We start from the raw sequence: 13,976 nt of genomic DNA on the forward strand, positions 1-13,976 counted from the left end.
GAATCGCCAACAGCCCTGCATATTAGTTAATCATATGCCGTCTGTCACCGTTGAAATGGCTACCATTAATGAGAAGGGGGCCGCGAGCGCTCGCCAAAGCCCGCCGGGGGACGGTTAGCGAGAGTTGTCAGCGCGCTGGCGAAAGGATATAACTCATAGAGCAGCCCGGCGCTCGCGGGGCGCATGGATAAAATGCATACCGATAACAACACTCGTTCAGCGTTGATGCTGTGCAGGAAAGGAGTACGACATGGCAGTATCGCCTTCATCCATCGCAGAGGCTATTCGCTGGCGACGCGATTTTCATGCTTACCCTGAACTGGGCTACCAGGAACAGAAAACCTCCCGTCGCGTTGCCGAACTGCTGGCCTCGTTTGGCCTGCAGGTGCATACGGGGCTGGCGGGAACGGGGGTGGTGGCGACCCTGGAGAATGGCCCTGGCCCGGTTATTGGCCTGCGCGCCGATATGGACGCCCTGCCGATTACCGAACTCGGCGAGGTCAGCTACAAATCCCGCAATCCCGGCGTGATGCACGCCTGCGGCCACGATGGTCATACCGCGATGCTGCTGGCGGCGGCGTCGCATCTGGCGCGGACCCGCCGTTTTCGCGGCACGGTGCATTTCGTTTTTCAGCCGGCGGAAGAGAACCTCGGCGGCGCGCGAAAAATGGTCGAAGAGGGGCTGTTTACCCTGTTTCCGATGGACGCAATCTACGCGCTGCACAACTGGCCGGGGCTTCCGCTGGGTCAGGTGGCGATCAACAGCGGCGCGATGATGGCCTCCCTCGATGCGTTCGAAATCACCCTGACCGGCAAAAGCTGCCATGCGGCGATGCCGGAGAGCGGGGCCGATCCGATCGTCGCCGCCGCGCAGCTTATCATGGCGCTGCAGACGATTCCGTCGCGCCGCCTGTCGCCGCAGGAGTCGGCGGTGGTCAGCATTACGCAGATTAACGGCGGCGAGGCGATCAACGTCCTGCCGGACAAAGTGGTGCTGCGCGGTACCTTCCGCTGCCTGAGCAACCCGGTTCGCGAGCGGGTCAAAGGGCTGATTGAGAGCTACGTGGCGACGCAGCCGCAGGTATCTGACGTCAAGGGGGAGATATTCTGGTATCCCGGCTATCCGGTCACCCGCAACCACCCGGCGCAGGCGCTGAGCGTCCGCGACGCGGCGATTGCCGCGCTGGGCGAGTCGGCGGTGAACGCCCAGGTCAGCCCGTCTATGGCCTCGGAAGATTTTGCCTGCATGCTGGAAGCGTGTCCCGGCGCCTATTTCTGGATCGGTACCGATGGCGAGACGCCGTCGAAACCGCTGCATAACGCCGGCTATGATTTTAATGACGACCTGATCGGACCCGGAGTGCTGATGTGGACGGCGCTGGTGGAAAAACTGCTGCCGGCGACGCCTGATGGGGGTTGAGTGACAACGTCACGCAAGGGGAGGCGCGCCTCCCCTGAGTTTTTTAGGCGTTAGCCGCCTCTTTGAGACGCGCTTTCATCTCGTTGTAGGAGGTGAGCGCAAACTGTTCCGCCCAGCGCTGATCGGCAATGGCCTCAACCTTCACCGCGCAGTATTTGGTTTCCGGCGTTTTAGAGATCGGGTCGAGGTTATCCTGGGTTAACTCATTGCAGGCCCCCACCCACCACTGATAGGTCATATAGACGGCGCCGCTGTTGATGCGATCGCTGATATCGGCGCGGGTGATAACCTTTCCGCGCCGCGAGCTGACCCACACCAGCTGCCGGTCGACGATCCCCATCTGCTGCGCATCGGCGCGGCTAATCTGCACCCGGCCCGGCTCGTCGGCCAGCGACTGCAGCGCCGCGCAGTTACCGGTCATCGAGCGGCAGGAATAGTGGCCGACTTCGCGCACCGTGCAGAGCACCAGCGGAAAGTCGGCATCCGGCGTTTCGGCCGGAGCTCGCCACGGCGCGGCGAACAGCTGACCTTTACCCGTCGGGGTATCAAACTGATTGTCCTTATAAAGCCACGGCGTGCCCGGGTGATCCAGCGTCGGGCAGGGCCACTGCACGTGGTTCATGTCGCCCATTTTTTCATAGGTTACGCCGTAGAACAGCGGGCACAGCTCGCGCATTTCGTCCCAGATTTGTTGGTTATCCGCGTAGCGCATCGGATAGCCCATTTCGCTGGCCAGCAGGCTGATGATCTCCCAGTCGCGCTTGACGTTGCCCGTCGCCGGGATCGCCTTCTCAAAGCGCTGGAAACCGCGATCGGCGCAGGTGAACACGCCGCCGTGTTCGCCCCAGGAGGTCGCCGGGAGCAGCACGTCGGCTATCTCGGCGGTTTTGGTCATAAAGATATCCTGCACCACCACAAAATCCAGCGCTTCGATGCCCTTGCGCACCAGTCCGAGGTCGGCTTCCGTCTGCAGCGGATCTTCCCCCATAATGTAGTAGGCTTTGATCTCCCCGGTCAGCGCCTTATGGGGCACTTCGGTGATACGGGTGCCGACCTTGTCATCCATCAGCGCCGGATCGATGCCCCAGGCCGCGGCAAACTTAGCCCGCACCTGCGGGTCGGTGACCTCCTGATAGCCGGGGAAGAGGTTCGGCAGGACTCCCATATCGCAGGCGCCCTGCACGTTGTTTTGTCCGCGTACCGGGCCCACGCCGACGTGCTCCCGCCCGAGGTTGCCGGTGAGCAGCGCGAGGCTGGCCAGCCCTTTGACCACGTCCACCGCCTGGCCGAACTGGGTTACGCCCATTCCCCACATAATGGTGGCCGAAGGCGCGGCGGCAAACATTCTCATCGCCTGGCGCACTTCCTGCGCCGGAACCCCGGTCAGCGGTTCGACCGCCTCGGGAGAGTAGTCCCGCACCGCTTCCCGGTAGGCCTCAAGACCTTCGGTAAAGCGATCGACGTAATCATGGTTGTAGAGGTCTTCTTCGAGCAGGACGTGCGCGAAGGCGTTGACCAGCGCCATATTGCTGCCGTTATTAAGCTGCAGGTGACGATCGGCAATGCGCGCGGTCTCAATGCGGCGCGGGTCGCAGACGATGATCTTCGCCCCGTTCTCGCGGGCTTTGATCACCCTGCGGGCCACGATAGGGTGGGAATCCGCGCAGTTGTAGCCAAATACCAGCAGGCATTTTGAGTTTTCAATATCGCTTATCGAGTTGCTCATCGCGCCGTTGCCCAGCGCCTGCTGAAGGCCTGCCACCGACGGCCCGTGACACACGCGGGCGCAGCAGTCGACGTTGTTGGTGTTGAGTACCGCGCGCGCAAATTTCTGCATCACATAGTTGGTTTCATTCCCCGTACCGCGGGATGATCCGGTGGTCATAATGGCGCGCGGGCCGTACTGCTGTTTAATGGCCTGCAGCTTTTTCGCCGTGTAGCGGATCGCCTCATCCCAGCTGACCGGGGTGAGCTTGCCGCCTTTTTGGTAGCGAATCATCGGCTGCTTCAGGCGCGGGGTGAGCAGCTGGGTATCGTTGAGGAAATCCCATCCGTAGTAGCCTTTGAGGCACAGCTGGTTTTGGTTAGTTACCCCGTCAGCGGCTTCCGCGCGGATAATTTTATCGTTCTCGACAACCAGCTTGAGTTTGCAACCCGCCCCACAGTAAGGGCAAACGCTCGTGATTTTTTTCATCAGTAACAGACCTGTTAACAGTGAATGAAGATCGGCGGTCAGGCCGGGCCCGGCCTGCCATCGTCATTGAGTCCCTTCGTCACGATGCTGACGTCAGGTGAGGCTGTTAAGCAGGAACCGTGCCAAAAAATAAAATATTGATTTTGCTGATAAATTAAATCACGGTGCGCCGGGTCGTCGCGATGTCGTCACTAATGACGATGACGAATCGCCGGGCCCGACGCACCGGCTATTGCGGACTCGCGCCGGCTGGCGGCGCGAAGGAAGGGATGCAGGGCGGGGGATCAGGCCATTTTTTGCCGGAAGTGGGCCAGCGTCTGCGGCGCTAAACCGGCTTCCTGCGCCGCGCTGCAGATGGCCTGCCAGCTGCCCTCGTCCAGCGGAATACCCAGCGCCAGCCGCTCCTGACGGTTGGCCTGTTCCCACTCGCCAGGGACCAGAATCGGTGCGTCCGGATCGTGCGGCGATTGCTTACACCAGTCGATAAAGGCCTCGGTCTGGCTCTGCATCTCCGGGGCATCGAAGGTTTCCGGGTCCAGAATAATGGTCGTCATGCAGTTAAAAATAGCGTCGACGCAGGTTTGCAGGCTCTCCTGGTGGGTTGTCTGGCCGCCGGATACCGCGCCGCCGAGGATTTCGCACAGCGTCGCCAGCGCGTAGCCTTTATGCTGGGCAAAGGTCAGCAGCGCGCCGAGGGGCGAGGTCTGCATCACCGCCGGGTCATTGGTCGGCTCGCCCTGGGCATCGATCAGCGAGCCTGCCGGAACCGCTTCGCCCTTATGCCAGGCAACCCGGGTCTTGCCGAAGGCGATGGCGCTGGTGGCGTAGTCCAGCAGCAGCGGCGGCTGGCCTTTGCGCGGAAACACCACGCACAGCGGGTTGGTGCCGAAGCGGCTGTCCTTCCCGCGAAACGGCGCAACCATCGGGTCGCCGACGACGCTGACGAAGTGGATGGAGATCATGCCCGCCGCGGCGCACTGCTCGGCCCAGTAGCCGATGCGGCCAATATGGTGGGCGTTGCGCAGGGCAACGGCGGCCATGCCGTGCTGTTTTGCCTTTTCGATACCGATCTGCATCGCCTCATGGGCGACCACCTGACCAAACCCGGCGTTGCCGTCGAGGGTCACGACGGCACCGGCGTCCTTCATAATGCTGGCATGACGGTTAAGCTGTAGGTGCCCCCCGGCCAGGGAGCGCACGTAGCTCGGGATCATCCCGACGCCGTGCGAGTCGTGGCCGGCGAGGTTGGCGGCAATCAGATGGTCGGCGACCAGGGTCGCTTCGGTGGCGGTGCTGCCGAGATGGCTGAAGAGGGTGACGACAAACTGATGCAGATCCGTAGCTTGCAAGCGATGTCCGGTTGGCACTGAGTTTCTCCTGTGGTGGGCGGATAGTGTTGTTATTTTGTTATGTTTGCCGATCCATGCTGCTCCCCATGCCGAAGAAGATCAAGCGCTTGTCGTGAGCAGCGCCATGAGGGGCAGAGAACAGAGTTGAGGCTGGCGGGACTGGTCGCCGGGGTGAGAATCATTATGATAAAAATCTTATTCTAAATGATATGGAGAAAACCATAATGAACATCAGCTCAGTCATTTTAGCGATCGTCGCTATTGCCCTGCTGGGCATTTCCGTCTATAGCCTGCTTAGCTATATTAAAGAGCGCCGGGCTATGCGCTTTAAATCGTTTCGCCAGCGCTGAACCAATAAGCCCGCAGGGTATTAACCTGCTTTATGATAATTTTCGCGCCAGGCCTTCGGCGATGCGTGATATTTTTCGCGAAAGCTTTTGCTGAATAGCGGATGACTGATAAACCCGCAGAGCCACGAAATTTGCTCGACCCGCAGCTGAGGCGCATTTTCCAGCAGCTCGCGCGCGGCTTCTAAACGCCGCTCTTTGAGCACCGTCATGACCGAGGTTCCCTGTTCATTGAAGGCGCGGTCAAGACTGGAGCGCGAGCAGTGGAGCGCTTTCGACAGCAGATCCGGGGAGAGATCGTGCTGTTGATAGTGCAGGGCGATAAACGATTTCGCGCTATTCACCAGATGCCCCAGCTTTCCTGACGACATTAATCCCTGCTGTTTCGCGATATCGCTCAGCACTAATAGCGCCATATTATGCAGACCATCCACAACGGTCGCCGTCTCTTTCGGCGACAAGCTGGCTGAATGCGCATCGAGCAGCAGCATATGCGATTTCAGGAACATCGCCAGATGATGATTCTCCAAGGAAACTATCGGGCTATTGAGCCTGCCGTTAAAAACTTCTTTGATTTTCTCGCTGCGGGGAATGATATAGAGCTGCTTCACATCGTCGCACTGATACTGATAATAGTCATTGCGCTGATGAACAATCAGCATTCCCGGATTCACCTGCGCGGCGACGGATTTCTTTCTGCCGCTAATAACCTGATGTCCCTGCACCAGCAGCGAAATATAGATCGATTGCTCTTCGACCCGATGTGGGTCAAAGGTGGTCTGATTTTTAGAACCCATCGCACTACAATAGTCGCCGGAAATAGCGGATATAGTCTTATGTGTGGCAATAATCTCTGCCGGGCGGCGGTTGTTCGCCACTTCTATCCCATAGCAGCCGAGGTTTTGCGATATTTGCTGGAAACGCTCTTCCGGCGCGATATCCGCCGCGCTCAAAACATGAGGAACGTACAGCGCAGTAGGTCTGGGCATGTTTGTTGCCTTTCTCAAGATGATGCTGGCAGGTGAATTTTTATCCTTCGATTATAAGATTAATCCTAAGAAAAACCAGCGCCGGGAGGTTTTTTTACTCATTTCAGCCGCCCGCTTCCGGGCGCCTCGTTCCGGCTGGATGATAAGCCTCATCTTTTGACCAAAAAATAGATCGGCAGCGCGTTTAATATTATTTTGGCGTTATTAATAATTTTTTTTACGGGGGTGAAATATATTTACTAAGCGCGCCGTTGGCTAATTTATCCAGTGGTAAATGATTTATTTAGCCGCTACGGGCCAGGTAACGTCGTGCTGGACAGCGGGACAAAAATAATTGCAAGCTATATCGCAGGTAGCGATCGATACGTATCTGGTAACGGGGATAATAAGCTCATGGTTAAACGTAAAATTATTGTTTTATCTTTGATGTTTTTTTGTATTTTATTTTTTGCCGCGGCGGGCGGCTATTTTTTACTGCTCAAAGACAATTTTGCCGAACCCGACGGTGATGAAACCGCCGCTGCCGTTCTCAAAGTTGCCGGGCTTGATGAAAGCGGCCAGCGCGATCCGCAGGCGCAAAGGGCGCTGTTTCAGCGCCGGGTTACCGTTCGTCAGCTTAATCTCGATAGCGGCGAGCTGCTGGCGGCGGGCAAGGGTAGCGCGGCGGAAAAACGCTGCGTCAGCCTGCCGGCGGCCGGCGATCCGGCGCAAATCAGGCAGCGCTGCTCCCTGGTGGATATCTACCTCGTTCACGATAATAACAATACGATTCAACAGATTATTCTGCCCGTTTCCGGCAAAGGGGCGAAATCGATGATGTATGCGCTGGTGGCCATCGACACCGACGGCCGCACGGTGAAAGACCTGCTGTACTACCGGCAAAATGAGACGCCGCTGCTCGGCGCGAGGGTGGAAGACCCGCAGTGGCTCAGGCAGTGGGCGGGCAAAAAAATACGCGATAATAACGGCCAGCCGGCGCTGAAGGTGACGCAGAATAACGCCGGACAGCACGACGATTATACGGTCGACGGTATTAGCGGGGCGACCTTAACCTCGAACGGCGTTGAGAAGAGTATTAATTACTGGATGGGGTCGCAGGGCTACGGCAAATTTCTCCAGCGCCTGCAGCAGGACCCGGCACGATTAACTACGGACGCTACGCGCTATTAGCGCCGCGCGCTTTGCAATATTTGACATAAATTTTCACGCTTTGACATTTTCATGATCTGCGTCATGTACAGCGAAAGTAAAAATGGCAATGATAATTATTATCATTAAATTTCGATGGAAGGCGCAATGGCAGCTCCACGTTTTCTCTTTCTGGCGATGCTTTTTAGCCTCCTGTTTAGCGCCGCCGCGCTGGCTCAGACCCACTATGCCCCCTACATCGAGGATATCGAGCAGCGGCTGGACAAAACGGCGCAGCTGTACCAGCAGCACAGGAACGACGAGGCGCGCCGGGAAGTTCAGAGCGCCTACTTTGAAGTGTTTGAAAACCTCGAAGGGCCGATTCGCATTAATATTTCGGCGCGCAAAAGCTACGAAATGGAGAGTACCTTCGGCGACATCCGGCGGATGATTGCCGAAGGGAAACCGCTGGACGCGGTTCAGGCGCGCATCGATGGCCTGAAGCAGGCGCTGCGCGAAGTCGAACCGGTGCTTGACGACGGGCATCGGCTGGTGGCGGAGGAGCAGCATACCGCCTTATCGCGGGACGATATCGCGCCGCAGTGGCAGGAGAGCTTCCGCACTATCGACGATCGGCTGGCGCAGGCGGTGAGCGAGTATCAGGCCGGCCGCTACGATCTCGCCAGCCAGCAGATCCAGCAGGCGCACTATCAGGGTTTCAAAAACTCGGAAATGGAAATCGCGGTGCGTAAGAATCGCTCGGCGAAGGAGGCCGCGGCGATTAACCAGCAGTTCACCGCCCTGATCGCGCTGACGGCGCAGCCGGGGCAGCTGAACGACGTCTCTTATCAGGTCACCGCGCTGCTGCAGGATCTGGAAGACCTTCTACCCGGCCTGCCGGGCACCCGCGATGACGGGCCGCAGGTCAACCCGACTGCGGCGGACGCCTCCGTGCCGAATGCCGACTGGGCCAGCGTCGCGGCGGGAATTAACCGCAGCATGGATGCGGCACTGGCGCGCTATCAGCGCGGTGAAGCGGAAGGCGCCATTCAGGATATCCAGGATAGCTACTTCGACCGCTTCGAAGCCAGCGGCATGGAGAACAAAATCGGCTCCCGCGACGCGGCGTTCAAAACCACCCTTGAAGCCTATTTCACCCGCATGGTCAGCCTGATGAAGGCCGGCCAGCCGCAGGAGAAGCTGACGGAACAGGCCGCCGCGCTGGAGCAGGATCTGCAGAAAGCGGTCGCGTTGCTCGGGGAGGGGGAAGAGACCCACTGGAGCCTGCTGCTCTACAGCCTGATGATCATCGTGCGTGAAGGGCTGGAAGCCCTGCTGATCGTGGCGGCTATCGTCGCCTATCTGATTAAAAACGACCACCGCGACAAGCTGCCGCTGATTCGCCAGTCGGTGGTCGTGGCGCTCGTCGCCAGCGTGGTGACGGCGTTTATCTTCCAGCTGCTGTTTACCAACTCCGGCGCCAGCCGGGAGCTGCTGGAGGGGATTACCATGCTGATCGCGGTGGTGATGCTGTTCTTCATGAGCTACTGGCTGCTCTCCAAAGTTGAAGCCCGCCACTGGAAAGCCTGGCTGGAGGGCAAACTCTCCCACTCGCTCTCGCGCGGCTCGCTGGTTGGGCTGTGGTTGACCAGCTTCCTGGCGGTCTATCGCGAAGGCGCGGAAACGGTGCTGTTTTACGCCGCGCTGATCGGCGATGCGCAGGGCGTTGGCGGACATCTCGCCATCGGCGGCGGGTTTATCATCGGCTGCGTGGTGCTGTTGGTGGCCTGGCTGGTGATGCGCTACTCGGTGGTTCGGCTGCCGCTTAAACCCTTCTTCATGTTCACCGGCGGCTTTATGTACCTGATGGCATTCGTTTTTGCCGGTAAAGGGGTGCTGGAGCTGGTGGAGGGCAAACTCTTCCAGCCGACGCTGGTCGGCGGTATTCCCGAAATCGGCTGGCTGGGGGTGTATCCCTATGTTGAAACCCTGATCCCGCAGGCGATATTGCTGATTGCGGCGCTGGTAGCGCTGTGGATCATGCGTCGCCGCGGCCGGGAGCCGGCTGAAAGTATAAAAAATAACTTCTGACTATTTTAATTTTAAGACGAGAGGATGTGCCAGATGACCTTTAAACAGACCCTGATTATCAGCGCCACCGTTGCCAGCATTTTTACCGCCCCGGCGGCGCTGGCCTTTAAGGAATATCCGGCGGGGGAACCGGTGACCATGAATGAGATGGAGATTGCGGCGGTCTATCTCCAGCCGATCGATATGGAGCCTCGCGGCATGGGGCTGCCGGCGGCGAAGTCGGATATTCATCTGGAAGCCGACATCCATGCGGTGGAAGGGGGCAAGAACGGCTTTGGCGCGGGCGAATGGATCCCCTATCTGACCATCGCCTACACCCTGGTTAACAGCGACACCGGCGAGAAGCAGGAAGGTACCTTTATGCCGATGGTGGCCAGCGACGGCCCGCACTACGGCGCCAATATCAAAATGATGGGCGTTGGTAACTATAAAGTGACCTACCACATCGACCCGCCGTCAAAAGCCGGGATGCACCGCCATACCGATAGCGAAACCGGCGTCGGCCGCTGGTGGAAACCGTTTGACGTCAGCTATGAGTTTAAATACGTCGGCCTGAACTAAGCGCCTGGCGTATCTGCCTGTCCGCGGCGAAAGACGCCGCCGTTGTTACGCAGGATGGCCCGCCGGTCATCCTGCGGCATGTTATTTATCTGCCGTACAGAGTTGAAGTCATGAGCTATTTTTTCGTCTCGACGCTACAGGTCTTTTTCTGCATTGCGCTTCTGTCCGCTGCGCTCTGGGGACGCGGCGACGCTCCCGCGCTGCGCCCGCTCGCCTGGACGCTGCTCGCGGCGCTGGCTGCAGGCCTGCTGGCGGGGCTCTACGTTCGCGGTAGCCAGTCGCTACAGCTGATCATCGTCGGCGCTGAAATTCTGCTTTCGCTGCTGTTTTTGCTCAGCTTCTGGTGGGCATCGCAGCGGGTTCGCTACCTGTGGCAGGGGGTCCTTGTTGCCGGCGCCGCCCGCCGCTGGGGGCTTGACCCGAACCTGACCGGCCTGACCTCAACTCACGTCCTGAATACCGATCTGCTGCTGAACCTGACGGCGATCGTCCTCGCGCTGGCAACGCTCTGCCTCGCCGCCGCGCTCTGCGCGATGCTTCTGTGGCGGATGCGCTGGCTGTACTGGCCGCTGACCCTGCTGCTGATGGTTCTGCTGTGGCTTCCGCTGAGCGGAACGCTGCTGCTGCTGCTGATGAAGCTGCAGGTGGTGCCGCTGCTGAAGCCGCTGCTGAGCTTTGTCGCCAAAGTGACCAATAATGCCGCGCTCTATAGCTGGGCCGCCGGCGCAATACTGCTGCTGATGAGCCTGCTCTGGCTCCCGGCGATGCGCGGCTATGCCCGGGCGGTGAAGGCCGCCGAACGGCCGATTGACCGCCGGCTGGCGCTCGCCGAACGCCGGGGAGCCAGCCGCCTGTGGTTAACCACCGTCGCCTGCGCGCTGGTGATTATCGGCGGCCAGCTGTGGTGGGATCTGGTGGCCTCGCAGCCGCCGCGCTTATCCGAAGCGCAGCCGGTGACGCTCGCCGCCGACGGGCAGGTGCATATTCCGCTGGAGCAGGTCCGCGACGGGAAGCTGCATCGCTTCGTCTGGGTGGCGGACGACGGTAAAGCGGTGCGCTTTTTTGTGATCAACCGCTATCCCGACAAGCTGCGCCTGGGCGTGGTGTTCGACGCCTGCCTGCTGTGCGGCGATCAGGGGTACGTGATGGAAGGCAACCAGGTGATTTGCGTCGCCTGCGGGGTGCACATTTTTATCCCGTCGATTGGCAAACCCGGCGGCTGCAATCCGGTGCCGATCGACGGCTGGCGCAACGATGAAACCGAGCTGACGATCCCCGGCAGCGCGCTGGCGACAGGGGTCAATTACTTCTCGACGGTGCTGACCATCAAGGTTACCGACCCGGTGGACGGCTCAAGCCTGACCAATACCGCGGCCGACTTTAAATATAGCTATGGCGGTAAGACCTGGTTCTTCGCCTCCGAAGCCAACTATGATCGTTTTCGTCAGGCGCCGGAGCAGTTCGTTGCCGACGCGGTGAAGGAGGAGTAGCGATGCTGTGGCGAATGATCTACCGCTCATGGGGACGCAACCTGCGGCGAAAAGCGCTGGCGGTGCTGACCGTTTTTCTCGCCGCCAGCCTGATTTCGGCGCTGCTGGCGGTCTCTATCGACATCGGCGATAAGATGTCGCGCGAGCTGAAATCCTACGGCGCTAATATCCTGATTGAACCGGCGGGGCAGGCCGCGCTGCCGGCGCTGTTCAGCGAGCAAAGCAACCCGCTGGCCAGCGATGACTTCCTTGACCAATCCGAGCTGCCCAATATTAAAGATATCTTCTGGCGCAATAATATCGTCGGCTTCGCCCCGATGCTCGGCGGCGAGGTGCAGGTCAACGGTCGGGATATTCGGATTCTGGGGACCTTCTTCAGCCAGCCGGTGGCGATACCGGATGAAGAGGGCTACCAAACGGGGCAGCGTACGGTCAGCCCGTACTGGCAGGTCGCCGGCGAGTGGCCGCAGGAGCCGCCGGGCCCGCTGCCGCAGGCGCTGGTCGGCCACGCGCTGGCGCGCAGCTCCGGCTGGAAGCCGGGCGACCGCCTGACGCTGCGGACTGCGGAGCGCGATCTGACCGTCGAGGTTAGCGGCATTTTATCCAGCGGCGGCGATGAAGATAACCAGCTGGTGATGCCGCTGGGCGTCGTTCAGCAGCTGCTGGGCCTGCCGGGGAAAGTGCAGGCGATCCGCGTGTCGGCGCTGACGGTGCCGGAGAACGAGCTTTCGCGCCGGGCGCGCGAGGATCTGGAAGCGCTGAATGCCGAAGAGTATGACCTGTGGTACTGCACGGCCTACGTCTCTTCCATTGCCCATCAGCTGGAGGAGGCGATCTCCGGCGCGCAGGTGCGGCCGGTCTGGCAGGTTGCCGCCTCAGAAGGGGTGGTTATCGATAAAATTCAGCTGCTGATGGCCGTCGTGACCCTGGCGGCGCTGGCCGCCGCCGCGATGGGGATCGCCTCGCTGATGACCAGCACCATTATGGAGCGGGCGAAAGAGATCGGCCTGATGAAAGCGCTGGGCGCGCGGCAGTGGCAAATCCTGCTGCTGTTTTACCTTGAGGCGGCGCTCGGCGGTCTGGTGGGCGGAGCGTTTGGCTGCATGGCGGGATGGGGGCTGGCTAAGGTGATTGGCCTGATGCTGTTCGCGACACCGCTTAATTTTGCCTGGGTGGTGGTCCCCTGCGTGCTGGTGATTGCGGTGCTGATTTCGTTAATCGGCACCTGGTTCCCGGCGCGGCGCATTGCCCGTCTTTACCCCGTGGAGGTGCTGTATGGCCGCTAAGCGCGACATGCTGTGGCTGCTGGTGCTGCGGGCGCTGCGCCTGCGTTTACAGCGGGTTAGCGTGGTGTTTGCCGCGCTGGCGGTGGGGGCGACCATCGTAACGGCGCTCTCCGCCGTGTGGTTCGACATTAATAGCAAAATGAGCGAAGAGCTGCGCACCTTCGGCGCCAATTTCTATATTGGCCCCGGGCACGGCACCAGCATGCCGCAGCCCGAGCTGCAGGCGATTCTCGACGCCGCGCCGCCGGGGCTTATTCACGGCGCCAGCCCGTGGCTGTACGGCACGGCGCGTACCGAGCTGGAAAAGGTGGTGATGGTCGGCGTGTGGTTCGAGTCGCTGCAAAAGCTGGTGCCGTACTGGCAGGTGAGCGGCAGCTGGATCGGCGTCAGCTTTGACGATCGCAATGCGATGATTGGCGTCAAGCTGGCGCAGCGGCTGGATCTGCACCTCGGCGATAGCCTGACGCTGGTGGCGGGTAATCAGCGCAAAAAGCTGCTGGTCAAAGGCATCGTGGAGGCCGGAGACGCCACCGATAATATGCTGATTGTTAGCCTCGACGTCGCGCAGGGCTGGCTGAATAAACCCGGCGTTATCAGCCACGGCCTGCTGAGCGTCAGCAACGATCTCGGCCAGGTGGATCGCTACGCCGGCCAGCTGCAGCAGCAGTACCCCGATCTTGAAATCCGCCCGGTGCGCAAGGTTTCGGCCTCCGAAGGTCAGGTGCTGGATAAAATTAAGGGGCTGATGGGGCTGGTATCGCTCGTTATCCTCGCGCTGTCGTCGCTGTGCGTTAACACCACGCTGATGGCGATCGTTGGCGAACGCGCCCGCGAGTTTGCCTTGCAAAAGGCGCTGGGCGCCAGCAACGGCGATATCATCCGCCAGATGCTGCTGGAAACCAGCATTATCACCCTTGCGGCGGTGGTCTGCGGCTGGGTGCTCGGCTATCTGCTGGCGCAGCTGCTGGGAATGACGGTATTTAATGCCAGTATCTCGCTGCGCCTGCCGGTGCTGCCGATTACCCTGGCGCTGTCTTTACTGGTCGCCGCGCTGGCGGCCATTGTTCCGGTGCGGCGCGCGGTAAGCGTTGAACCGGCGAAAGTGTTGAAAGGAGAGTAAC

General features: G+C 60.0%; 12 protein-coding genes. 9 read left to right on the forward strand and 3 right to left on the reverse strand.

The annotated features are described in order from the left end of the window. The first annotated feature begins 250 nt into the window (after positions 1–250). Positions 251–1,420 carry a M20 aminoacylase family protein gene (locus GO007_RS17825; RefSeq protein WP_095102151.1) on the forward strand — a complete coding sequence of 390 codons (1,170 nt, stop codon included), beginning with the start codon at positions 251–253 and terminating at the stop codon, positions 1,418–1,420. 43 nt (positions 1,421–1,463) lie between these two features. Here the strand turns inward: GO007_RS17825 and fdhF are convergent, their stop codons facing one another. Next, positions 1,464–3,614: a formate dehydrogenase subunit alpha gene (gene fdhF / locus GO007_RS17830; protein ID WP_095102153.1), complete on the reverse strand. Its 2,151-nt coding sequence runs from the start codon at positions 3,612–3,614 to the stop codon at positions 1,464–1,466. Positions 3,615–3,898: 284 nt separating this feature from the next. Further along, positions 3,899–4,981, reverse strand: coding sequence for a malate/lactate/ureidoglycolate dehydrogenase (locus GO007_RS17835; RefSeq protein ID WP_095102155.1), 1,083 nt, complete (start codon positions 4,979–4,981; stop codon positions 3,899–3,901). A 206-nt stretch (positions 4,982–5,187) separates the two neighbouring features. Between GO007_RS17835 and GO007_RS17840 the strand changes: the two genes are divergently transcribed. After that, positions 5,188–5,313, forward strand: a complete 126-nt coding sequence (locus tag GO007_RS17840) for a small membrane protein (protein WP_157349257.1) — start codon at positions 5,188–5,190, stop codon at positions 5,311–5,313. Between the two features lie 20 nt (positions 5,314–5,333). Here GO007_RS17840 and GO007_RS17845 read toward each other — a convergent pair whose 3' ends face one another. Next, positions 5,334–6,299 carry a helix-turn-helix domain-containing protein gene (locus GO007_RS17845; protein ID WP_095102157.1) on the reverse strand — a complete coding sequence of 322 codons (966 nt, stop codon included), beginning with the start codon at positions 6,297–6,299 and terminating at the stop codon, positions 5,334–5,336. Here GO007_RS17845 and GO007_RS17850 point away from each other — a divergent pair. The 7 genes from GO007_RS17850 (at position 6,298) to GO007_RS17880 (ending at position 13,975) form a co-directional block, all read left to right on the forward strand. Next, positions 6,298–6,459, forward strand: a complete 162-nt coding sequence (locus tag GO007_RS17850; RefSeq protein ID WP_157349258.1) for a hypothetical protein — start codon at positions 6,298–6,300, stop codon at positions 6,457–6,459. The genes GO007_RS17845 and GO007_RS17850 overlap by 2 nt on opposite strands. 233 nt (positions 6,460–6,692) lie before the next feature. Then, a complete protein-coding gene (gene nqrC / locus GO007_RS17855; RefSeq protein ID WP_095102302.1) occupies positions 6,693–7,469 on the forward strand; it encodes an NADH:ubiquinone reductase (Na(+)-transporting) subunit C in 777 nt (258 codons plus the stop codon). A 126-nt stretch (positions 7,470–7,595) separates the two neighbouring features. Next, positions 7,596–9,518, forward strand: a complete 1,923-nt coding sequence (locus GO007_RS17860; protein ID WP_095102159.1) for an FTR1 family iron permease — start codon at positions 7,596–7,598, stop codon at positions 9,516–9,518. A 33-nt stretch (positions 9,519–9,551) separates the two neighbouring features. Next, positions 9,552–10,079: an iron transporter gene (locus GO007_RS17865; protein ID WP_095102161.1), complete on the forward strand. Its 528-nt coding sequence runs from the start codon at positions 9,552–9,554 to the stop codon at positions 10,077–10,079. A gap of 110 nt (positions 10,080–10,189) precedes the next feature. Further along, positions 10,190–11,569, forward strand: coding sequence for a Fe-S-containing protein (locus tag GO007_RS17870; RefSeq protein WP_095102163.1), 1,380 nt, complete (start codon positions 10,190–10,192; stop codon positions 11,567–11,569). Between the two features lie 2 nt (positions 11,570–11,571). After that, a complete protein-coding gene (locus tag GO007_RS17875) occupies positions 11,572–12,855 on the forward strand; it encodes an ABC transporter permease (RefSeq protein WP_095102165.1) in 1,284 nt (427 codons plus the stop codon). Next, positions 12,845–13,975, forward strand: coding sequence for an ABC transporter permease (locus GO007_RS17880; protein WP_095102167.1), 1,131 nt, complete (start codon positions 12,845–12,847; stop codon positions 13,973–13,975). Before GO007_RS17875 ends, GO007_RS17880 begins: the two co-directional genes overlap by 11 nt. Position 13,976: the final 1 nt, after the last annotated feature.

Origin of the sequence: Klebsiella sp. 10-1 (genome assembly GCF_009758445.1) — a bacterium.
GTDB classification, from domain to species: Bacteria; Pseudomonadota; Gammaproteobacteria; order Enterobacterales; family Enterobacteriaceae; genus Klebsiella; species Klebsiella scottii.